This is a genomic window from Streptomyces sp. TLI_053, from assembly GCF_900105395.1.
GTDB lineage: Bacteria > Actinomycetota > Actinomycetes > Streptomycetales > Streptomycetaceae > Kitasatospora.
The window spans coordinates 2,629,745-2,651,815 of record NZ_LT629775.1 but is presented as its reverse complement, the minus strand read 5'-3'; the positions used below and the strand labels follow the sequence as shown (position 1 = coordinate 2,651,815).

The window sequence follows — 22,071 nt, the reverse complement described above, 5'->3', positions numbered from 1 at the left end:
AACCTCACGAGAACACCCGCGACACGAGGAGACCCCCGCTGTGACCGCCGCACCCACCACGCCCGTCCTCGCGCTGCCGGCCCGGCACTCCGACGGCTGCCCGTTCGGCCCGCCGCCCGCGTACCCCGAGGCCGCCGCCACCGGGCCGATGACCAGGGCCGAACTGCCCGACGGCGACCTCTGCTGGCTGGTCACCGGCTTCGCCGAGGTCCGCACCGTGCTGTCCGACCGCCGGTTCAGTGCCGACATCCGCCACCCGGCCTTCCCGCTGCTGGTCGCCGGCGCTCGCGAGCTGATCACCGACAACCCGGACTTCCTGCGGCTCGACGACCCCGAGCACGCCCGCCAGCGCCGCATGATCACCGGGGAGTTCCTGGTCAAGCGGGTGGAGACGCTGCGCCCGGAGATCCAGCGGATCGTGGACGGGGCACTGGACCGGATGACCGAGGGCCGGACCACGGCCGACCTGGTCACCGACTTCGCACTGCCGGTGCCCTCGCTGGTGATCTGCCTGCTGCTCGGTGTGCCGTACGAGGACCACGACCGCTTCCAGAGCCTGAGTCGCACGATGCTCAGCCGGGACAGCACCGTGGAGCAGCTCCGGGAGGCCCAGGAGGGGGTCTGGAACTACCTGCGCGACCTGACGGCCCGCAAGCGCGCACAGCCGGAGGACGACGTCCTGAGCCGGCTCGCGGCGCGGGACGACCTGACCCCGGAGGACGTGGCCAGCACGGCCGTGCTGCTGCTGGTCGCCGGGCACGAGACGACCGCGAACATGATCGCGCTGTCGACCGCGCTGCTGCTGGAGCACCCCGAGCAGATCCCCCACCTGGCCGACCCGGCCACCCTGCCGGGCGCGGTTGAGGAGCTGTTGCGGCTGCTGACCATCGTGCACACCGGCCTGCCCCGGGTGGCGCTGGAGGACGTGGAGCTGGGCGGCGTCACCGTCCGGGCCGGGGAGGGCGTGATGGCGATGCTCTCCACCGCCAACCGGGACGAGGCGGTGTTCGGCGGCGCCGGCCACCGGGCGACGGACGAGCTGGACCTGGGCCGGGACGCCCGGCGGCACCTGGCGTTCGGATTCGGCGTGCACCAGTGCCTGGGCCAGCCGCTGGCCCGCGCCGAACTCCAGATCGCCCTGGAGACGCTGTTCCGCCGACTGCCGGGGCTGCGGCCGGCCGGCGAGCGCGAGTTCCGTACCGAGTCGTTCATCTACGGGATGCGGACCCTGCCCGTGACCTGGTGAGCGGGGCCCGGGGGAGTACCCCGACCGGGAGCACCGCCCCGTGCCCGGAACAGAGGGCGGAGCAGGTGACAGCCGCATGATCGGCCGGCCCGCGTCCTAGGGGTTGTCTGACAATTCGCGTCGCATCAGCGCGCGGCGTTGGGCGCCCGGCTGGGCGTGCCGCCGAAGCGTCCTCGTACTGGACGTACTTGGACGATTCGGCGGTGCGTCCAGGCGGGATGCCCGGCGTCGCGCGCGCGGCGCGAATTGTCAGACAACCCCTAGTTGGGCGGGACGCCGGGCCGGTCGACCGGGGCGGTGTGCTGTTCGATGAAGGCGCGGGCCTGGTCGGGCGTGAGCGGGCGGGCGAAGAGGTAGCCCTGGCCGAGGGGGCAGCCCATGGCGGCGAGCAGATCGCGCTGGTCCGGGTGCTCGATGCCCTCGGCGATGACCTGGACGCCCAGGGTGTCGGCGATCCTCGTGATGCCCTCCACCAGGGCGTACTGCTGCTGGGAGAGGCTGAGTCCGTCGATGAAGGACTTGTCGATCTTCAGGATCGAGATCGGGAACTCGCGCAGGTAGGAGAGCGAGGAGTAGCCGGTGCCGAAGTCGTCGATGGCGATGCCGACACCGAGGTCGCCCAGGGTGCGCATGTCGGTGTGGACGCGGTCGTCCCGGCGCATCAGGACGGACTCGGTCAGCTCCAGGACCAGCGACTGCGGCTGGATCCCGGAGGAGCGGATCGCACCGCGCACGACGTCCACGAAGCCCGCGTCGCGGAACTGGCGGGCCGAGACGTTGACGTTGACCCGCAGCGGCGGGAGGCCGGCGGCGGCGCGGGCGGCGGAGCTGGCGGCGTGCCAGGCGGCGGTCTCCTGGGCGGCGCGCTCCAGTACCCAGGCGCCGAGCGGCACGATCTGGCCGCTCTCCTCGGCGAGGGCGATGAACTCGTCCGGCAGCACCATGCCGCGCCGGTCGTGCGGCCAGCGCACCAGTGCCTCGAAGGCCACCAGCGCCCCCGAGGCCAGGTCGACGATCGGCTGGTAGTACAGCCGGAACGCGGACTCGGCGATCGCCGAGTCCAGGTTCTCGTTCAGCTCGTGCCGCGCGACCAGGCCCGCCTGCAACGACGGCTGGTAGTGGCACCACTGCCGCTTGCCCGCCGACTTCGCCGAGTACAGGGCCAGGTCCGCGTGGCTCAGCAGCTCGGTGGCGTCCACACTGTCCTCCGTCGTCGCCACCCCGATGCTGGCCGACACCCGCACCGCGCCCGCGCTCAGCCGGAACGGCTCGGCGAACGCCGCCAGCACGCCGTCCGCGAGCGCCCCGACGTCGGCCGGCTCCAGCGCGTCCTCCACCAGCACCGCGAACTCGTCGCCGCCGAGCCGCGCCGCCGTGTCCGAGGTCCGCAGCGCCGTCGACACCCGCAGCGAGACGGCGATCAGCAGCTCGTCCCCGACCGCGTGCCCCTGGGTGTCGTTGACCATCTTGAAGTCGTCCAGGTCGATGAAGAGCACCCCGGTGACGGCGCCGCTGCGCTCGCCCCGGGAGAGCGCGTGGCCGACCCGGTCGAGGAACAGCACCCGGTTCGCCAGGCCGGTCAGCGAGTCGTGGAAGGCCCGGTGGGTCAGCTCGCGCTCCATCTGCCGCTGCTCGGTGACGTCGCGCAGGGTGAGCACCAGCCCGCCCACGGTCGGATCCGCCCGCAGGTCGTTGGCGTGCACCTCGACCTCGATCGGGGTGCCGTCGGCGCGCAGCAGCCGCCAGTGGTCGCGCTGGGTGTCCAGTCCGGAACGGCCGGAGCGCGCGGCGGGGAGGCTCGCGTCCCGGCTGCGCATCCGGGCCAGCGCCTTGCCGACCGACCGGCTGTCCTCGGTCGGGACGAGGTCGGTGATCAGGGTGCCGGAGAGGCTGGGGTAGCCGAGGACGCGCTCGGCGGAGGAGCCCGAGGCGTAGCGGACGGAGTCGTCGCCGTTGAGGATCAGGATGACGTCGCTGGCGCTCTGCACCAGGGTGCGGAAGTAGGCCTCGCTGTCCCGTCGGGTGATCTCCTGGCTCAGCATGACCCGCTCGACGGCGAACGCGGCCTGGCCGGCCAGGATCTCCAGCGAGCCCCAGAGGCTGGTCAGCTCCTGCTCGGTGCCGGTGACGATGAGGGCGCCGATCAGCGGGTCCCCGGACGGACGCTCGGCCAGGGTGAGCGGGCACAGCAGGGCGCTCGGCATGCCGTCCAGCCGGGTGGCGAGGTCGTTGCCGATGTCCTCGACGGACAGCAGCCTGGTCTCCCGGTAGGCGGCGAGGGCGAGCACCTCGTCGGAGTCGTGCTCGGCCCCGAGCAGGTGGCGGCCGGCGCCGCGTTCGGCGTGCCGCACGTGCAGGACGCCGCCCTCGGTGACGGCGAGCAGCGCGACATGGCCGGGTTCGGTCGGCATCAGGGTGGAGGCGGCGGCCTGGACGGCGTCGGCGACCTCCTCGACGGTGACGGCGGAGGTGAGGGCGGAGCCCGCGAGCCGCAGCGCGCGTTCCCGGGCGACGGCCTGGCGGCGGGCCCGGACCACGACCGCCAGCCGGGCGAGCACGAGCAGGTAGATCAGGGCGGAGAAGGCGCCGATCACCCCGGCGTTGCTGGTGTTGCCCGCGCCGGCCTCGATCATCAGGATGGTCGGCGCGATCAGTGAGGCGGCGGTGAGCAGGGCCAGCCGGCCGGGGCCGAGGTCCGGCTGCTGGCTGGGGATGGGCCGGGTCAGCTCGACCATGGACGGATGCAGGGCGGCCGCGCCCCAGGCGGTGTAGAAGGCGGCCCAGCCGAAGTCCACGGGGGTGCCGATGTGCCAGTTGCCGTGCAGCACGATCAGCCCGTAGGCGATGTCGGCGACCAGCAGGCCGACCGTGCCGACGGTGAGCAGTTGGAGCGAACGGCTGACGCCGCCGCGTGGTACGACCAGACGAAGCAACAGGGCCAGTACCACGACGTCACCCAGCGGGTAGGCGATCGAGACGGCCTTCTGGAACCAGTCGAGGTCGGGGTTCCGCGCGTAGGGGAGGATCAGGTAGATCCAGACCAGCAGGGCCAGGCCCATGGTGAGGATGAGCGCGTCCAGCAGGCTGGCCCGGTCCTGGTGCGCCGTCCGCCAGCGGATGAAGCCCAACACGCCTGCCGCGTACAGCAGGTACTCGGCCAGGTAGAAGCCGTCGGCGATGGACGGGAACGGGCTGCCCAGATGCAGGAACTGCATCTGGATCACCTGGACCACCTCGCCCGCCGTGAAGCTGAGGTTGGCGAGCGCGAGCAGGTACCAGTAGCGGGCGTGCGAGGGGTGGTTGAGGCGGACGCCGACCACGATGGCGGCGACGCCGCCCAGGCCGATGCCCGTCCACCAGATGATCCGCTGGGAGGGATTGGCGTAGTAGATGCCGGTGAACACCACCATCCACACCAGGTAACAGGCCATCAGGCGTTGGCGCCGACGTGTCAACGAGCTACCTCCTCCGCGACATCACCCCGTCCTCCCGAGGTGACGGGTGGTGGGATTTCCGGGCAGGGGCTCGCGAGCGTCCGGGCCGGACCGGGGTGGTCCGGTCGAACGTTCGAAATGGGCCTTGAGTGCGTATAGTCGGAAATGTCGCACCTCCCAGCATTCTGCCGCTACAGCACGAGGTCAAGCCGGTGGATGAAGCAGCGGACAGCGCACGGGGTGTACGTGCCGGAGTGGGCTCCGGACGTCACGCCGTGCTGGTCAACGAGGACGGTCAGTATACGATCTGGCCTGGGGACTTCACGGTTCCGAGCGGTTGGCGGACGGTCTTCGGGCCCGCCGGGCGCGAGGAGTGCCGCCGGTACGTCGATCGCGAGTGGCGTGCGCCGGGGCTCGGCACGGGCCCGGGCGGCCCCGGGAGCGCCGTCGGCCGCCGCGGTCGCGACGCCGGTGACGCCGGTGACGCCGGTGACGCCGGTGGGACGGGCCCCGAGGGCACCGTGCACGGACTCGTCCGGGCCCGGGCGGCGGACGCCCCGGACGCCGTCGCGGTGGTCACCGACGAGGAGACGCTCACCTACCGTGACCTGGACACCCGCAGTGACCGGCTGGCGGGCGTGCTGCGCGGCCTGGGCGTCGGCCCGGAACGGGTCGTCCCGGTCTGCCTGGAACGCGGCGCGGACCTGGTGACCGCCCTGCTCGGCGTGCTCAAGGCGGGCGGCGCGTTCCTGCCGCTGGACCCGGCGCACCCGCGGCGGCGGCTGGCCCGGCTGGTCGAGGACTGCGGGGCGGACGTGGTGGTCTCGGCGGACGGGCGCCCCTTCCCGGGGGTGCGGACGGTGACGCCGGACGGCGGAACGGGCGAGGGTCTCGACGCGGGCGGGCGCGGGGGCCTCGACCCGGGCGAGGACCCGGCCGGGCCGGACGACCTCGCCTACCTGATCTACACCTCGGGGACCACCGGCACCCCGAAGGGCGTGCCGGTCACCCATCGGGCGCTGGTCTTCACCCTGGGCCGGGTGGTCCACGCCTACGGGCTCACTCCGCGCGACCGCGTGCTCCAACTGGCCGCACTCGGTTTCGACACCTCGCTGGAACAGGTCTTCGCGACGCTGGCCGCGGGGGCCACCCTGGTGCTCGGCGGCGCCCGTACCTGGGCGCCCACCGAGCTGGCGCACCGGATGCGCGAGCTGCGGCTGACCGTCGCCGACCTCACGCCCGCGTACTGGCACCACCTGCTCGGCCTGTTCCCGCCGGGCGGTCCCGCGCCGGAGGGCCTGCGACTGATCATCGTGGGCGGCGACACCGTGCACGCCGACGACTGCCGGGCCTGTCTGGAGCGGCTGCCGGGGGTCCGGCTGGTCAACGCCTACGGGGTGACCGAGGCCGCCGTGACCTCCACGCTCTGCGAGCTCACGGCGGAGGTGCTGGAGCCCGGGACGCAGCACGCCGGTCCCGGCCATCCGTCCGCCGCGCCGGTCCCGATCGGGCGGCCGCTGCCCGGGGTGCGGCTGCACCTGCTGGACGCCCGGCTCAGCCCGGTGCCGCCCGGCGAGAAGGGCGAGATCCACCTCGGCGGCCCGGGCCTCGCCCGGGGCTACTGGCGGGCGCCCGGGCTGACCGCGGAGACGTTCCTGCCCGACCCGTACGCGCCGGAGCCCGGAGAGCGCATGTACCGCACCGGCGACGCCGGCCGCTGGCGGGCGGACGGCAACCTGGAGATCCTCGGCCGCTTCGACGACCAGCTGAAGGTCCGCGGCCACCGGGTCGACCCCGCCGAGGTCGAGTCCGTGCTCGCCGCCCACCCCGACGTCCGGCAGGCCCGGGTCGCCGCCGAGGGCAGCGCCGACGGCAGCCGCGTCCTCATCGCCTACTACACGCTCACCGCGCGTGCAGCCTCCGGACCGCACGCCCGGCGCGGGCGGATCCGCTCCTACCTGGCCGAACGGCTGCCGGACTTCATGGTCCCGGCGGACTTCGTGCTGCTCGACAGCATGCCGCTCACCGCGGCCGGGAAGATCGACCGCCGCCGACTGCCCGACGCCGTCCCCCAGTTGCAGCGGCGGGACGGCCGGGGCGGCCGGGACGGACGGGACGGACGGGACGCGGCCGGGCGAGGCGACCCGGCCGGCGCCCGCCGGGCCGGAGCGGGGGCCGGGGCCGGAGCGGCGGCCGGGGCCGGGGCGGGCCCCGCCTCCCCGAACGGCTCGGCCCCGGCCGGGGGCACCGCCTCCGCCGTCGAGGCGGGCGTCGCCCAGCTGTGGTCCGAGCTCCTCGGCGTCGAGCAGGTCGGACCCGAGGACGACTTCTTCGACCTCGGCGGCAACTCCCTGCTCGCGATGGAGATGCTCGCCCGTGCCCGGATCATGTTCGGCATCGACGTCACCCGGATCCGCTTCCTCACCCGCTCGCTGCTGCGCGACGCCACCCTGAGGGCCTTCGCCGCCGACACCCTCGCCGCCCGCACCGGCGGCCCGGCCCGGGCCGAGGGCACCGCGGACGGCGGCACCGCGGGCAGCGGCCACGACCACGACGGCGGGCACGGTGGCGCCCCGGTCGACGGCAGCGGCGAGACCGCCGTCGACTGGGCCGCCGAGGCCCGCCTGGACACACCCGTCCGGCAGTCCTGGAGCCCCGCGCCCTCCCGCGCCGAACCCACCGAGATCCTGCTCACCGGCGCCACCGGCTTCTGCGGCGCCCACCTGCTCGACGCCCTGCTGCACACCACCGACGCCCGCATCCACTGCCTGGTCCGCGCCCCCGACGAGGAACACGCCCTGGAACGCCTCCGCGCCGCCCAGCAGCGCTTCCTCCGCCAGGACCTCGCCGACCGCCGCGTCGTCCCGCTCGTCGGCGACCTCGCCGAACCCCTGCTCGGCCTCACCCAGCAGCGCTTCGAACACCTCGCCAACACCCTGGACGCGATCCACCACCTCGGCGGCCTGGTGAACTTCATCTACCCCTACCACCAGCTGCGCGGCGCCAACGTCGACGGCACCCGCGAGATCGTCCGGCTCGCCGGGCACTCGCGCGGCATCCCCGTCCACTACCTGTCCACCCTCGCGGTGGTGGCGGGCTTCGGCGCGGCGGGCATCGCCGAGGTCACCGAACGCACCCCGCTCGACCACGCCGACCGGCTCGCCGTCGGCTACGTCGAGAGCAAGTTCGTCGCCGAACAGCTCCTCCACCACGCCGCCGAGGCCGGGCTGCCGGTCACCGTGCTGCGCACCAACGACGTCACCGGCGACCTCCGCACCGGCGTGATGAACACCGGCACCGAGATGTGCGCGCTGATCAAGTACATGGCTGAGAGCGGGAGTTGCCCGGACGTCCGGCTGCCCCTGGACTTCGTCCCGGCCGACCGGTTCAGCCGCGCGATCTGCCACATCGTCACCCACGCACCCGCCATCGGCGAGGTCTACCACCTGACCTCGCCCGCACCGGCCGGGCTCCCCGAACTCGCCGAACGGCTGCGCGCCCGGGGCCACCCCGTCGAGGAGGTCCCGTACGAGCAGTGGGTGCAGGGCCTGGTCCGGTTCGCCGCCGGGCACCCCACCCACCCGATGACGCCGTTCGTACCGCTCTTCGTCGACCGCGTGCCCGGCACCGGACTGTCCATCAGCGAGATGTACTTCCGCCCCACCTTCCCGCGCTTCGACCGGGCCAACACCGAACACGCCCTGGCCGGCAGCGGCGTGGTGCTGCCCGCCGTCGACGGCGGACTGCTGGACTTCTACCTCGACCGGCTGACGGCGGAGGGCTTCCTCTCCCCGCCGCTCGGCACCTCGCCGCTCCGGGCGGTGCGATGACCGCCACCACCCCCGAGGAGCTCTTCGCGGCGGTGGACGTCGCCCGCGCCCCCGCCGACGGACCGGCGGCGTTCGGCGGCGACCTCGCGCCGGGCACCCTGCTCGCCGCCTACCGGCACGGGCTGTTCCCGCTCCCGGCCGCCGACGACTACGCGAGCGCCTTCAACGAGGCCCGCCACGAGGAGGCGGTGGAGGCCGGCCGGATCGTCCTGCTGCCGGGGGCCGCGGACGCCGACCCGTACGCGCTCGCCTGGTGGTCGCCCGATCCCCGCCCCGTCCTCGCCCCCGACGGCGTGCGCCTCGGCCGCAAGCTCTCCCGCCTGCTGCGCAACCGGCTGGACTGGTCGACCACCGCCGACGCCGCCTTCGAGCAGGTGCTCGCGGCGTGCGCCGAGGGCCGCGAACCCCCGTGGCTCACCCGGGACCTGCGGGAGGCGCTCACCGCGCTGCACCGGCTGGGAGCGGCCCACAGCGTCGAGGTGTGGGAGGAGGGGGAGCTGGTCGGAGGGGTGTTCGGGGTCGCGGCCGGGCCGGTGCTCAGCCTGGACTCGATGTTCCACCGCCGCCCGGACGCCGCCCGGGTGGCGGTCGCCGACCTCGCCGCCCGCTTCGCCGCCGCCGGGGGGCTCCTGCTGGACGCCCAGTGGGACTCCCCGCACGTGCGCTCCCTCGGCGCCGCGCCGCAGCCCCGGGAGCGCTACCTCGCCGCGCTCGCCGCCGGGACCGGCCCGGTGGCGCCGCTGGACACCGCCCGGCTCCCGGCCGTCCGGCTGGCCCCCGCGCAGCCCCGCCCGCCGTGGCCGCCCGGGCACCGGCACGGGCGCGGCCACGGGCCCGCCGCGAGCGCCGGTGGCGGCTGACGCGTCGCTGCGCGGTGCGCGGGCGGCCACGGCGGGCGGTGCAGGTGCAGGTGCAGGTGTCGGCCTCGGTGTCGGTGAGCGGTGGTCCGCGCGTCCGGCCGACCGGTTTCGGGGCGGGGACCGGTGGGCACGGTGGCGGGCATGCTGTCGGTAGTGGTCGCCCCCTGGGGCGGGGAACCGGTGTTCGAGCGGGGCGGGGACGAGCCGCACGAGGCCGCGAGCACGATGAAGGTCGCCGTCCTGGCCGCCCTGCACCGCGCCGGGGCCGACCCCGACGAGGCCGTGCCGGTGGTGAACTCCTTCGCGTCGCGGGCGGGCGGGCGGTTCGCCAACGACCCGGACCGGGACAGCGACCCCGTCCCCTGGGGCCTGCTCGGCGGCACCGCCCCACTGGGCCTGCTCGCCGAGCGGATGATCACCCACTCGTCCAACCTCGCCACCAACCTCTGCCTCGCCCGGGCCGGCCACGAGGCCGTCGCGGAGGTCTGGCGGCACGCGGGCGCCACCCGGAGCGGCAGTCCGCGCGGGATCGAGGACTACCCGGCGCGGGACGCCGGTCTGCACAACCGGGTGACGGCCCGCGACCTGGTCCGGCTGCTCCAGTCCCTGGCCGGGGAACCGGAGTTGCTCGCGCTGCTGGAGCGCAACGCGTTCCGGGTCGACCTCGCCGCCGGACTGCCGCCGGGGACGCCGGTGGCGTTCAAGAACGGCTGGATCCCCGGTGCCCGGCACTGCGTGGGCCTGGTGCGGCCCGGGGACTGCCCGCCCTACCTGCTGGCGGTCTGCTACACCGGCCCGCTGGCCTCCGGCGCGGACGGCGCGGAGGACGATCCGGCGGCGCGGCTGGTGGCCCGGGTCTCGGCGGCGGTCTGGTCCCGCCGGCACACGATCACCGGCGCGGTGGCCGCCGACTGACGCCGGGTGGCCGCCGGCCGATGCCCGAAGGCTGTCGACCGGCGGCCGTCCGACCGTCGGAGAGCCGGCCCGTCGGTCCGGCTCGGTACGGCTCACCACGGCTCATTACGGCTGAGTACGAGTCAGTACGGCTCAGTACGGCTCAGTACGGCTTCACCAGGAAGTGCGCCGCACCCGGGATGCCGACCTTCAGCAGCTCGTCCTCCTCCGGCGTGGTCGGCGTGCCGGTCTCCTGCTTGAGGATCGCGCGGGACAGCGCCTGCACCCACATGGCGCGCGGGCGGCGGCGCTCCTCCCAGGCGGCGAGCGCGGCGGGGACCGTCTCCGCCGCGTCCAGGCTCTCGGCGAGGACCAGCGCGTCCTCGACCGCCATCGCCGCGCCCTGGGCCAGGTGCGGGGTGGAGGCGTGCGCCGCGTCGCCGGCCAGGACCACCCGGCCGACGTGCCACGGCTCCTCGACGGTGACCTGCGAGATCCGCGAGTAGACCACCGCGGCCGGGTCGGTCACCTGCGCCAGCGCCTCGGCGATCGGCCCGCCGAAGCCGGCCAGCCGCTCGCGCAGCTGCTCGTGGGCGTTCTCCGGGTCCGGCCGGAAGTCCTCGGCCTCGGCGAACACCGAGCCCAGGTACATCAGGTCCTCGCTGATCGGGGTGAGCAGCGCCTTGGCCTTCAGGTTGCCGGTGGACATCACCACGCCCTGCACCTCGGGCGAACGCGGCAGGGTGACCCGCCAGTTGGCGAAGCCGGTGTACTCGGGCGCGTACTTCTCGCCGTAGAGCCGCTTGCGCAGCGGCGAGCCGATGCCGTCGAAGCCGACCACCAGGTCGTAGCGTCCGCTGCTGCCGTCGCTCAGGGTGACCGCCACCTCCTCGCCCTCGTCGGCGAGTTCGGTGATCGTGGTGCCGAACCGCAGGGTCGCCCCGGCGGCGGTGGCCGCCTCGCCCAGCACCCGGGCCAGCGCGGGGCGGGGGATGCCGTTGTTGGACGGCGCGCCGTCCATCCGCGGCTGCGGGATCTTCGCCAGGATGCCGCCGGCCGGGTCGCAGATGGTGAGCACCTCCCACTCGAACCCGGCCGCCAGGCACTGCTCCAGCACACCGATCCCGCGCATCACGTGCAGCGCGTTGGACGGCTGGATGATGCCGACGCCCAGGGCCTCCAGGGCGTCGCGCAGCTCGACGACGTCGACCCGGTGGCCGCGGCGGGCGAGGGCGGTGGCTGCGGTCAGGCCGCCTATGCCGCCGCCGTGGACGAGGACGCGCAGGGGTGGGGTCATGACGGGGTTGCTCCAAGTGTGGTGGGAGAAGTGGGGGAAACGTTTCAGCGGACCGGCGTGCCGGCCGACAGCTCCATGAGGTGGTCGACCAGCGCGAGCAGCAGGTCCCGCCCGAACGACCGCACCCGCACGTCGCCGATCAGCATCGGGACCTGCGGGTCGAGGTCGAGGGCGGCCCGGATCTCGTCCGCCGTCCGGGTGTTGTGGCCGTGGAAGCAGTTGATCGCCACCACGAACGGGATGCCCCGGCTCTCGAAGAAGTCGATCGAGGCGAAGCTGGTGTCCAGCCGGCGGGTGTCGGCGATCACGACGCCGCCCAGCGCGCCGTTCACCAGGTCGTTCCACATGAACCAGAAGCGCTCCTGTCCGGGTGTGCCGAACAGGTAGACCACCAGCTCCGGGTTGACGGTGATCCGCCCGAAGTCCAGGGCGACCGTGGTGGTCTCCTTGTTGTCCACCCCGGACAGGTCGTCGACGCCTTCGCTGGCGCGGGTCAGGTACTCCTCGGTGCGCAGCGGCGCGACCTCGCTGACCGCGCCGACCAGGGTGGTCTTGCCGACCCCGAAGCCGCCGGCGATGAGGATCTTGACGGCCGCGGGGACGGCGGCGGGGGAGGGGAGCGAGGAGGAGGGAGAGGAGGGGCGAGGTGCGGATGGTGCCATGGTTCAGAGCCTCCGGAGTCCTTCACGTACGGCCGTCAGCAGCCCGAGGTCCAGACCGCCGTCCCCGGCGGCCCGGGCCACCGAGATCGGGGCCCGGGCCAACAGCATTCCCTGGGCGATCAGGTCGCCCAGGAGGATCTTGGTGACCGACACCGGCAGGTTGAGCCCGGCGGCCACCTCGGCCACCGCGGCCGGCCGGCGGCACCGTTCGAGGATCAGCCGGTGTTCCGGCTGGAGCCCGCGCGGACCGGACGACCGGGTGGCGAGCACCTGGTCCGCGAGCTCCTCCACCGTGGTCATCAGCGTGATCAGGGTGAGGTCGTCGCGCTCCGGCGTCGTCCGGCCGCGGGTGATGGTGTAGGGGCGCACCATCGTGCCCGCGCCGTAGTCCTCGTCCTCGTCCTCTTCGGGCAGCTCGCTCCAGTGCGGCCTCACCGGGGACTCACCCCCGGTTCCTGGCGGCGAAGGCGTCGAACTCGCTGCGGACCGGCGTGGTGAGCTTCTGGCCGACCTGCTGGACGAGCTGGTGCATGGCCACCGACATGACCTCGGCGTCCACCTCCTGGTCGGCGACCACGGCCAGGTGGGTGCCCTGCGCGGCGGCGATGACGAACAGCCAGACCTCGGCCAGCTCGACGATCACCTGGTGGACCGGGCCGCCGTCGAACAGCTGGCCGATGCCGCGGGCGAGGCTCTGCTGACCGGTGGCCACGGCGGCCAGCCGCTCGGCGTCGGACCGCTCGATGGTGCGGGAGTGGCTGACCACCAGACCGTCGTCGGAGAGCAGCACGGCGCTTCTCGTCCCGGGGACCGTGTCGACGAGTCCGTCCAGCAGCCAGTCGAGGTCCTGATGGGTGGCGATGGTGCGGTTCATGACTGCTCTTCCGTCCTCGTGGTTCGGGGGTCCGCGGCCGGGAGGGCCCAGGGGGAGGGACCCGGCGCGGGAGTCGGGGTTCCGGTGGCCGTGGGGGAGGCCGGGCCGGACGGGGGGAGGGTGCCGCGCCCCGGCGGCAGGGCGCCGGCCGCGGGGCCGTCGGCGGGGGGCCGGTCCTCCGTGGCGCCGAGGCCGCGGGCGGCCCGGGACTGGCGCTGGAAGGCGCCGACCGTGGCGCCGGAGCGGCGCGGCGGGCGCTGGAACGGGCCCTCGGCGGTACCGGGTCCGCCACCGGACCCGGTGCCGGGTCCGGTGCCCGTGCCGGTCCCCGGGTACGGGGTGCGGGGCGGCGGCGGGATGCGCAGCTCGGCGGCCAGGCTGGCCTGGCGCACCCGCTGGGGCAGCGGCGGCTGGAGGCCGCCGGTCGGGGCGTCCGCGGAGTGCGGGGCGCCGGCCGGTGCGTCCGCCGGTGCGACGGCGGACCCGGGGAGCGGGTTCGCCGACTGTCCGTCGTGCTGCCGCCGCTCCGCCAGCCGGTAGTGGTCGGCGGGCCGGTACTGCTCGTCGGCGTACGGCGCCTCGGCGGGCATCACCGTCGCGTAGGCGATGTCCGGGTAGGCGGGCGGGGCGTCCCCGGCGGAGCGGGGGGACGTGTCGTAGGTCTGCCCGTCGTACCCGTAGCCGCCCCCGACCGGGACCTGCGAACCGTGCTCGACCGGCGAACCGTGCTCGACCGGCTGGCCGTGCTCGGCCGGCGGGTGCAGATAGCCGTCCGCCCCGGTGCCGGGGAAGGCGCCGTCGCGTTCGGAGCCGTCGCGTCCACCGGAGCCGTCGCGCTCGCCGAAGGCGTCCCGGTCGCCGAAGGCACCGGGCCCGCCGAAGACGTCACGCGCGCCGAAGGCGTCCTGCGCGGGGAAACCGTCGGGCCGGCCGAGACCGCCGGACGGGCCGAAGCCGTCGGGCCGGTCGAAGCCGTCGGACTCCCGCGGCTCCTCGGGCTCGCCGAAGCCGTCGTGCTTCCCGAAGTCGATCCGCACCGGAGCACCGAGGAGCTCGTCGTCCGACGGGGGCACGTACTCGACGTACCCGAACGCCTGGGCCTGGGAGGGCGCCTGGGCACCGGAGGCCGCGCCGGGGGTGACGACGGGGGCGCTGCCGGCGGAGAACCAGTCGCCGCCGGTCTGGCCGGGATGCGGAGCGGCGTCCGCGTGGGCGGCGCGCTCCTCCTCCTCGTCCACCGCGACGACCGCCGACGAGGTGGTGGTGTCCGCCGTCCGCACCGGCTCGGTCGTGGCCGGGAGCGCCGCGGACGGCATCTCGGTCACCGAGGCCAGCGGCACGGCCGCCTGGGCCCGGTCCGCCGGACGCTGGCGCCGGGCGAGCGGGATGGGCGTGACCGCGGCCTTGTCGGGAAGCCCGGAGTCGCCGTCGAGGATCAGTTCGCCGGGGACGAGCACGACCACCCTGGTCCCGCCGAACGCCGACGGGCGGAACTCGATCTGCAGGCCGATCGCCGCCGCCAGCCGGGCCACCACGTGGAAGCCGAGGCGGATGTCGTCACCGCGCGCCAGCATGTCCGTACGGGGCGGCTCGTCCGCGATCGCGGCTGCCATCAGGGCGTTGGCCGTGTCGTACTGCTCCGGGTCCATGCCCAGGCCGCGGTCCTCGATCTCGATCGCGAGCCCGCGGCCGACCACGGCCGCCCGGACGTCGACCGGCGTCGGCGGCTTGGAGAAGCTCGCCGCGTTCTCCATCAGCTCGGCGACCACGTGCGCGACCGGGCCCACCGCCCGCTCGGAGAGCCACGGGTGGCCCTCGACCTCCAGCACGATGCGGCGGTACTCCTGGACCTCGCCCTGCGCGGCGCGCAGCACGTCCAGCAGCGGCACCGGCTTGCGCCACTTCCGCTGCGGCTGGCCGCCGGCCATGATGACCAGGTTCTCCTCGTAGCGGCGCAGGCGGGCCGTCAGGTGGTCGAGGTCGAACAGGCCCTCCAGCACCTCCGGGTCCTCGTGCCGCCGCTCCAGGGCGTCGAGCTTGCGGAGCTGCTGACCGATCAGCAGCTGGGTGCGGCGGGCGATCCGCTGGAGCAGCCGCTCGAAGCCCCGGTGCTGCTCGGCCTGCCGGACGGCGGCCCCCAGCGCGGAGGTACGGGCGAGGTTCATGGCCTGGCCGAGCTGCGCCAGCTCGTCGCCGCCGCGGGCGTGCGCCCCGGCGGTGATCGCCCGGCTCTCCGCCTCGACGTCCACCTGTTCGCCGCGGGCCAGTCGCTCGACCACCTCGGGCAGGGTGTGCTCCATGTCCTGCGCCTGGGCGTGCAGGTCGTTGATCCGGCGGCGCAGCGAGCGGGTCAGCCGCCAGCTGGCGACGACCACGACGATCACCGCGAGCAGACCGATCACCGAGGTCAGCGCGACCCGGGTGAGCAGCGAGAGGATCGAGCCCTTGCCGACCTCGACCACGCCCTCGGTCCGGGTCTCGATGGCCTTCACCAGCTGCGGGTTGACCTGGTCGACGGCCTGCCGCCACTGGTCCTGGAGCTGCGGCAGCCGGACGGTGCCGGTGGCGTCGGCGGCGGCCGGGCGGGTGAGCGCCTGCTCGACGGCGGACTTGGCCTGCCAGGCCGGACCGCTCATCAGCTCGGACCAGGCGGCCCGCTCGTCGGCCGGCACGTACGGCACGACCTGGACGGTGAAGAGGTGCTCCTGGGCGCCGATCGACTGCTGCACCAGCTGGTAGTCGGAGGCGCTGAGCCTGCCGGACGGCCAGCCCCGGGCCAGGATCGCGTCCTCGCGGGCCAGCATCTCCTTGGCCCAGAAGGAGTTGACCAGGGTCTTGGAGATCCAGGTGACCTCGCCGGTGTCGACGTGGCTGAGCGCGGTGAACAGCCGCAGGTCGACCGCGATCAGGTCGGTGTAGTACGCGTAGACGCCCTGCTGGTCGGCGGTGCCCTTGTCGACGAGGGCCCGCTGGTCGCCCAGCTTCTCCATCGCGCGCCGGGCCTCGGCGACGGCCGTGCGCACCTCGGCGGGCGCGCTGTCGGCGGTTTCGCCGGACAGGGTCTGGAACTTCGCCACGGCCTCGTCGGTCAGCTGGCGCTGGCGCTTCAGCTGCTCGGCGACGCTGCCGGGCCGGGAGAGCGCCTCGGCGCTGAGCCGACGCTCCTCCTGGAGGTTGTAGTAGACGATGTTGGACGGCTGTCCCGCCTTCTGTGCCAGCAGGCCCTGGGCGGCCAGACGCTGGAAGTCGAAGAAGGTCACACCGCTGGTGACGGCCCAGAGGGCGGCCAGGGCGATGCTGGGGACGAGGGCCAGGACGAGCAGTGCCGTCCGCAGCGACAGGCGCGGCCGACGCCTGCGGGGGGCCTTCGGCGTCGGGGGCCGCCGATTCGCACGCGCGCGCAGAGCTGACTCCTTGGGACTGGCGGTCGGCCTGCGAGGGTCGGACCGTCCGGGGCACGGGCTTTATGACGAAGCGATACTAGTCATACGGTGTGTTAGGAGTGAAAGCCCGTTCGATCTTCGGACAGTGCACACACAAGTCCTTAACATCGCGGTAGTACGCGGTTCATGCCCGCACAGGGGCTCCCGGCGGTGGTCGGACACCGGTTCGTGGCCGGTCGGACGGTGTTCGCCGCCCGTTCGCCGCGCTGTCGGGAAGTGCCCGTCGAAGGAACGGGAACACCCCCGGCGGAGGTTCATCGTCAGGGCGCACACCCGGGGCGCGCGGCCGTGATTCACGCCCGGGGCGCATGCCTGGGGTGCGCGGCCGCGCCGCTCGGCGCCGGGAGGGTGGGGGAGGATGGTGCCATGACCGACGACAGCCTGCCCGCCCGCAGCCGGGCGGTGGCCGACGCACTCGCCGGGGCCGGACTGCCCGGAGAGGTCCGCGTCCTGCCGGACTCCGCCCGCACCGCCGCCGAAGCCGCCGCAGCCCTGGGGTGCGAGGTCGGCGCCATCGCCAACAGCCTGGTGTTCACCTGCGACGGCGAGCCGCTGCTCGTGATGACCAGCGGTGCCCACCGCGTCGACACCGGCCATCTCGCCCGTGAGCTGGGCACCGGCCCGATCACCCGGGCGAGCGCCGCACAGGTCCGGGAAGCCACCGGCCAGGCCATCGGCGGCGTCGCCCCGGTCGGCCACCCGGCGCCGCTGCGCACGGTCGTCGACACCGCCCTCGCCGGACACGACCTGCTGTGGGCGGCCGCCGGGCACCCGCACACCGTGGTGCCGATGACGTACGGGGAACTGCTGAGGCTGACCGGCGGCACCCCGTCGACGGTGGTGCCGCCGGAGCAGCGGACGTAACGGAGCAGCGGGCGTAACGGAGCAGCGGGCGTAACGGAGCCGGGTTCCGGGGAGTCGGCGGAGTCCGGGGAGTGGAGTCCGGCGGACCCGGGTCGCCCCCCGGGTCCGCCGGGAAGGCGTTACGCGATGCCGAACGCGGCGGCCCAGCGGGCCGTCCCGGACGGCAGCGGGTGACGGGCCGGGTCCAGGCTCAGGGCCATCCACGCCTCGTCCGGCGCGTCGACGGTGAGCGCGATGCCGTGCTCCGAGGCCCGGCCGAAGCCGAACCTCGGGTAGTACGACGGGTGTCCGAGCAGGATCACGAACCGCTCGCCCCGGGCGCGGGCGGCGTCGAGTCCGGCCCGTACGAGGGCGGAGCCGGCGCCGGACCGCTGGTGGTCGGGGTGCACGGACACCGGAGCCATCGCGAGCGCCGGGGTGTCGCCGATGAAGGCGCGGGTGAGCAGCACATGGCCGACCGGGGCGGCCCCGGCCCCGGTGGCGGCGACGATCGAGAGACCGTCGATCCACGCCTCGTCGGCGCGCAGGGCCTCGACGAGGTCGGCCTCGGACGGCCGCCCGAAAGCGGCGACCGTCAGCTCGTGGACGGCCGGGAGGTCGTGGGGCCGCTCGATCCGGGTGTGCCAGGAGCGCGAGGAGGAGGAAGAGGAAGAAGACATGGGAGTCCCTTGGAGAAGGGGCCCCGGAGAGCGAAGGGCGTCAGACCGGGACCCGGGAGGTGAGAACAGTCCGGGTGCCGCGCAGCACGTGCGCAGCGGCTGTCACCGCGACCACAATTCACCTTCCCTGTCTCCGTAGCGGACTTCGTGCGAGCTCGAACGGCCGTCGGGCCGGGCTCGGACATCGACCGTAACACGGGCCCCGGACGAGGTGCGAAGGGTTTTCCGCGCCGTCCCGGCACCCTGCTCCGGCCGTCCCCGGGGACGGGTACCCGCCGCCGGGGTGCTCGGCGCCGCCGCGGTCCTCAGCGGCGGCGGGCGGCGCGGGCGACGACGAGCAGGAACAGGCCGCAGGCCGTGACCACCACCCAGCCGGTGCGGGAGGCGGCGGTGAGGCCGTCCGGGGCCGCGCCCGCGACCAGGCCGCCGGCGATCGCGATGCCGACCGCCGAGCCGAGCTGGCGGGCCGTGGAGGTGATCGCCCCGGCCACCCCGGCGCGGTCGGCCGGGAGTCCGCCCACGGCCGTGTTGGTGATCGGCGCGTTGGCGAAGCCGAAGCCGACCCCGAGCAGCAGCAGGGCGAGCAGCAGACCGGGCAGGTCAGCCGCGCCGGACAGGCCGTCCGCGCCGTGCGGGCCGTCGTCGACCAGGAACGCCCGGACCAGCAGCAGCGCCCCGCCGGCCGTGGTGGACCAGGCCGCGAGCAGCAGGGGCCGGCGCGGCCCGCCCCGGCCCACCAGCACGCCGGACAGCGGCGCGCAGACGGTCGCGCCCAGCGCCATCGGCAGCGAGGCCAGCCCGGCGGCCAGCGGCGTCCACGCCCGGGCGTGCTGGAGCTGGAAGGTGGTGAGCAGCAGGGTCACCGTGAGTGCGACGAACACCGCCACGGCTCCCAGCGCGGCCGTGCTGAAGGCCGGCCGCCGGAACAGCCCGAGGTCCATCAGCGGCTCCTCCCGGCCGCGTTCGGCGAGCACGAACCCGGCGGTCGCCGCCGCGGCCGCCGCGTACCCGGCGAGCGCCCAGGGCGAACCCCACCCGATCCGCGGGCCCTCGATCAGCACGGCCACCGTCGCGCACACCGCGACGGTGAGCAGGAGCTGACCGGGCAGGTCCGGCCGGCGGGCCCGGGGCGCGCGCGACTCGGGCACGAAACGGATGCTCAGCAGGACGGCCGCCAGCACCACCGGCACGTTCACCCAGAACACCGAGCGCCAGCCGAGGGCCGCCACCAGCGCGCCGCCGGTGACCGGCCCGGCCGCCATGCTCAGCCCGAACACCGACGCCCAGACCCCGATCGCCCGGGCCCGCTCCCGGGGGTCGGGCATCGCGTTCACCACGATCGCCAGCGCCACCGGGCTGAGCATCGACGCGCCCACACCCTGGAGGGCGCGCGCCGCGACCAGCGCGCCGGCGGAGGGCGCGAGCGCGCACACCAGTGAGGAGAGGCCGAAGACGACCAGTCCGCACTGGAAGACCCGGCGGCGTCCGAACCGGTCCGCGAGCGCGCCGGCCGAGATCAGCAGGCTGGCCAGGACCACGGTGTAGGCGTCCACGATCCATTCCAGGTCGCGGGTGCCGACGCCGAGTCCGTGCCCGATGGCGGGCAGGCCGACGTTGACGATCGTGGTGTCCAGGCCGACCAGGAACAGGCTCAGGGCGCAGACCGCGAGCACTGTCCACCGTCGGCGCGCGCTCAGCGGGGGAGGGGCGGGGGCCGCGGGGGACGTGGTCGCGGGGGAGGTGGTCATGGGCGGGGAGCCTTCCGGTCGGAACACGGGCAGGGGCCGTGCTGGTGGTCGCCATGTTCGGGCCGGCGACGGCCGGCCGCCCAGGGTCCTTGCGGAAACCGCAAAGCGGCGGTCGGGGCAGAATCGCCCCATGGACGCCGACCCCGCCGACCCCGCCGATTCCGTAGGCCCCGCCGACCCCGCCGGTTCCGCCGGTTCCGCCGAGCCGGACACCACGCCCGTCGCGACCGACGACGTCGAGGGGATCGTCGCCGCCATCGGGCCCCGGCTGCGTGCGCTGCGGCTCGGCCGGGGCCTCACCCTGGACGCGCTGGCCGCGGTCACCGGGATCTCGGTGAGCACCCTCTCCCGGCTGGAGTCCGGCCACCGCCGCCCCACCCTCGACCTGCTCATTCCGCTCGCCCGGGCCCACCGGGTCGCTCTGGACCACCTGATCGCCGCCCCCGCGACCGGCGACCCCCGCCTCCACCTCCGGCCCCGCCACCGGGACCCCGGCAGCGTCCTCGTCCCGCTCACCCAGTACCCGGGCCGGGTGCAGGTCTTCAAGCAGGTCCTGGCCCCGCGCGAGCCCAGGCTCGTCAGCCACGTCGGTTACGAGTGGCTCTACGTTCTCGCGGGCGAACTCCGCCTCCTCGTCGGTGACCGGGACCTCACCCTCCACCCGGGCGAGGCCGCCGAGTTCGACACCGCCGAACCCCACTGGTTCGGCCCCGCGGGCACCGAGGCGGTCGAGATCCTCCACCTCTTCGGCCCGCACGGCGATCAGGCCGTGCTCCGCACCGGCACCGCCGGGGGCTAGCGGGCGGCGCCGGTGGGTGTTGCGCAGGAAGTCGGCGGGCCCGACTTCCCGGGCGGGTGGGTGTGGTGATCGGGCTGCGGTTCGCGCCGGTGCCGCCGGGGGTCGGTGGGCGGGAGGTCGGCGGGCCCGGATTTCCGCGCGCCGATGTGCCTCAGCGGGCGAACTCCCGGCTGGGGCGGTGGCCGAGGGCGAGGGAGACGGCCTCGAGGGCGCTGGTGAAGGAGACCTCGCTCAGCACGCCGGGTGCGGCGACCTGGTCGCCGACCAGGTGGACGCCGTCGCCCCGGTCGACGGCCGGACGGTCGCGCCAGGTGGTCCCGGGGCGGTCCACGGCGCCGGTGCGGCCGTCGGCCACGGCGGTGCGGCGCCACAGCACCCGGTCGGACCAGCCCTCGAAGCCGAGGTCCAGCAGGTGCTCGGCCCGGGCGAGGCCGGACTCCCTGGACTCGTCGGGGGCGAGCGGGAGCTGAGCCTGGACCAGCTGTTCGCCGCGCGGCGCCAGGCTGCCGTCCTGGGTGGTGAAGCGCTCCACCCAGCCGGTGCCGTCGAGGTCCGAGACGAAGAAGGCGTCGCCGCGCCGCGACCGCAGTGCCACGTCCAGCAGCAGTGTCCGGCCGCTCTCCCCCCGCAGGCCCGGGTCGCCGAGCAGGCGGCGTGCCGACTCCAGGGAGGTCGCGACGATCACCGGGTCCCCGGTCGCCGGCAGTGCGTCCAGCCGCGAACCCGTCTCGATCCGCACGCCCAGCTCCTGGGCCCGGGCCGCCATCCGGTCGATCACCGACTGCCAGCCGCCGACCGGGTAGACCGCCTCCGGCGGCAGGCTCGCGGCCCGGCGCAGCCGCTCCTGGGTGAACGCCGCCGACAGCAGACCGGGCGCGTGGTGGAAGGTCGCGACGGCCGCGAAGTTGGCGGCCGCCCGGGCGGTCCGCTCTCCCGCCACCTCGGTCGCCCAGCCCAGGAAGGTCCGGCCGACGGGCGCGTCCCGGCGGGCCGCGAGCCGGGCCAGTGCCAGCGGCGGCAGCGCGCGCAGCCGGCCGTCGAGCAGGTAGCGGGTGCGCGGCAGCGCCGTCAGCGGCACCCGGGCGAGCGGTCCGACCAGCCCGCGCTCTCGCAGCCACGTCCAGTGCGGGCCGCGCCGGTAGAAGGCGTGCGGGCCCTCGTTGGTCCGGTAGGGCGCCGGGGCGGTGCGGGCCCGGCCGCCCAGCGTCCGGTGCGCCTCGTGCAGCGTCACCTCGACGCCGGCCTCCGCCGCCGAGACCGCCGCCGTCAGACCGCCGAAGCCCCCGCCGATGATGGTGATCCGCCGTGCCATGTCCCGTCCTCCAGTTCGTTCGCGCCGACCGGTCCGGCCGCCGGGGTGGTGGCTGTCGCCGCCGCTGTCGTGGTCGTGGTCGTTGTCGGGGAGGAGACGACGTGGTGCCCCCGGATGTGACGGTCCGACGGCCGGCCGGAGCCGTGATT

Annotated in this window: 15 protein-coding genes; 6 read left to right on the top strand and 9 right to left on the bottom strand. The window is 74.8% G+C overall.

Translation table 11 applies throughout. The annotated features are described in order from the left end of the window. Positions 1-40: 40 nt before the first annotated feature. On the top strand, positions 41-1,246 hold the full coding sequence (locus BLU95_RS10470) for a cytochrome P450 (protein WP_231978511.1): 1,206 nt from the start codon (positions 41-43) through the stop codon (positions 1,244-1,246). Between the two features lie 260 nt (positions 1,247-1,506). Here BLU95_RS10470 and BLU95_RS43985 read toward each other — a convergent pair whose 3' ends face one another. Next, on the bottom strand, positions 1,507-4,701 hold the full coding sequence (locus BLU95_RS43985; protein WP_231978510.1) for a putative bifunctional diguanylate cyclase/phosphodiesterase: 3,195 nt from the start codon (positions 4,699-4,701) through the stop codon (positions 1,507-1,509). A 233-nt stretch (positions 4,702-4,934) separates the two neighbouring features. On the opposite strand from BLU95_RS43985, the gene BLU95_RS10460 reads away from it, so the two are divergent. The 3 genes from BLU95_RS10460 to BLU95_RS10450 all read left to right on the top strand — a co-directional run bounded on the left by BLU95_RS10460 (position 4,935) and on the right by BLU95_RS10450 (position 10,285). Beyond that, complete coding sequence (locus BLU95_RS10460) at positions 4,935-8,510, top strand: amino acid adenylation domain-containing protein (protein WP_159424841.1); 3,576 nt, start codon at positions 4,935-4,937, stop codon at positions 8,508-8,510. Continuing rightward, entirely contained in the window at positions 8,507-9,370 is an 864-nt protein-coding gene (locus BLU95_RS10455; RefSeq protein ID WP_093859767.1) for a leucyl/phenylalanyl-tRNA--protein transferase, read from the top strand. Before BLU95_RS10460 ends, BLU95_RS10455 begins: the two co-directional genes overlap by 4 nt. Before the next feature lie 141 nt (positions 9,371-9,511). Continuing rightward, positions 9,512-10,285: a serine hydrolase gene (locus BLU95_RS10450; protein WP_093859766.1), complete on the top strand. Its 774-nt coding sequence runs from the start codon at positions 9,512-9,514 to the stop codon at positions 10,283-10,285. Positions 10,286-10,427: 142 nt separating this feature from the next. On the opposite strand, the gene BLU95_RS10445 is transcribed toward BLU95_RS10450, so the two are convergent. The 5 genes from BLU95_RS10445 to BLU95_RS43980 are packed head-to-tail and all read right to left on the bottom strand — an operon-like array spanning position 10,428 to position 16,357. After that, the gene (locus BLU95_RS10445) at positions 10,428-11,561 is read right to left on the bottom strand and encodes an FAD-dependent monooxygenase (protein ID WP_093859765.1); all 1,134 of its coding nucleotides are present in this window, start codon (positions 11,559-11,561) and stop codon (positions 10,428-10,430) included. Positions 11,562-11,605: 44 nt separating this feature from the next. Continuing rightward, positions 11,606-12,223 carry a GTP-binding protein gene (locus BLU95_RS10440; RefSeq protein WP_093859764.1) on the bottom strand — a complete coding sequence of 206 codons (618 nt, stop codon included), beginning with the start codon at positions 12,221-12,223 and terminating at the stop codon, positions 11,606-11,608. Between the two features lie 3 nt (positions 12,224-12,226). Next, a complete protein-coding gene (locus BLU95_RS10435; RefSeq protein WP_400750801.1) occupies positions 12,227-12,658 on the bottom strand; it encodes a DUF742 domain-containing protein in 432 nt (143 codons plus the stop codon). A gap of 7 nt (positions 12,659-12,665) precedes the next feature. After that, positions 12,666-13,097, bottom strand: coding sequence for a roadblock/LC7 domain-containing protein (locus BLU95_RS10430; RefSeq protein WP_045941106.1), 432 nt, complete (start codon positions 13,095-13,097; stop codon positions 12,666-12,668). Then, positions 13,094-16,357, bottom strand: a complete 3,264-nt coding sequence (locus BLU95_RS43980; protein WP_231978509.1) for a sensor histidine kinase — start codon at positions 16,355-16,357, stop codon at positions 13,094-13,096. The genes BLU95_RS10430 and BLU95_RS43980 overlap by 4 nt, the downstream gene beginning before the upstream one ends. A gap of 549 nt (positions 16,358-16,906) precedes the next feature. Between BLU95_RS43980 and BLU95_RS10420 the strand changes: the two genes are divergently transcribed. Further along, positions 16,907-17,404, top strand: coding sequence for a YbaK/EbsC family protein (locus tag BLU95_RS10420; RefSeq protein ID WP_093859763.1), 498 nt, complete (start codon positions 16,907-16,909; stop codon positions 17,402-17,404). A gap of 119 nt (positions 17,405-17,523) precedes the next feature. Here the strand turns inward: BLU95_RS10420 and BLU95_RS10415 are convergent, their stop codons facing one another. Both BLU95_RS10415 and BLU95_RS10410 read right to left on the bottom strand, forming a co-directional pair. Further along, complete coding sequence (locus BLU95_RS10415; RefSeq protein ID WP_093859762.1) at positions 17,524-18,063, bottom strand: GNAT family N-acetyltransferase; 540 nt, start codon at positions 18,061-18,063, stop codon at positions 17,524-17,526. Positions 18,064-18,368: 305 nt separating this feature from the next. Then, positions 18,369-19,811, bottom strand: coding sequence for an MFS transporter (locus BLU95_RS10410; RefSeq protein WP_093859761.1), 1,443 nt, complete (start codon positions 19,809-19,811; stop codon positions 18,369-18,371). A 130-nt stretch (positions 19,812-19,941) separates the two neighbouring features. Between BLU95_RS10410 and BLU95_RS10405 the strand changes: the two genes are divergently transcribed. Further along, positions 19,942-20,610, top strand: coding sequence for a helix-turn-helix domain-containing protein (locus tag BLU95_RS10405; RefSeq protein ID WP_093859760.1), 669 nt, complete (start codon positions 19,942-19,944; stop codon positions 20,608-20,610). Positions 20,611-20,761: 151 nt separating this feature from the next. On the opposite strand, the gene BLU95_RS10400 is transcribed toward BLU95_RS10405, so the two are convergent. Then, positions 20,762-21,922 carry an NAD(P)-binding protein gene (locus BLU95_RS10400; RefSeq protein WP_093859759.1) on the bottom strand — a complete coding sequence of 387 codons (1,161 nt, stop codon included), beginning with the start codon at positions 21,920-21,922 and terminating at the stop codon, positions 20,762-20,764. Between the last annotated feature and the right edge of the window lie 149 nt (positions 21,923-22,071).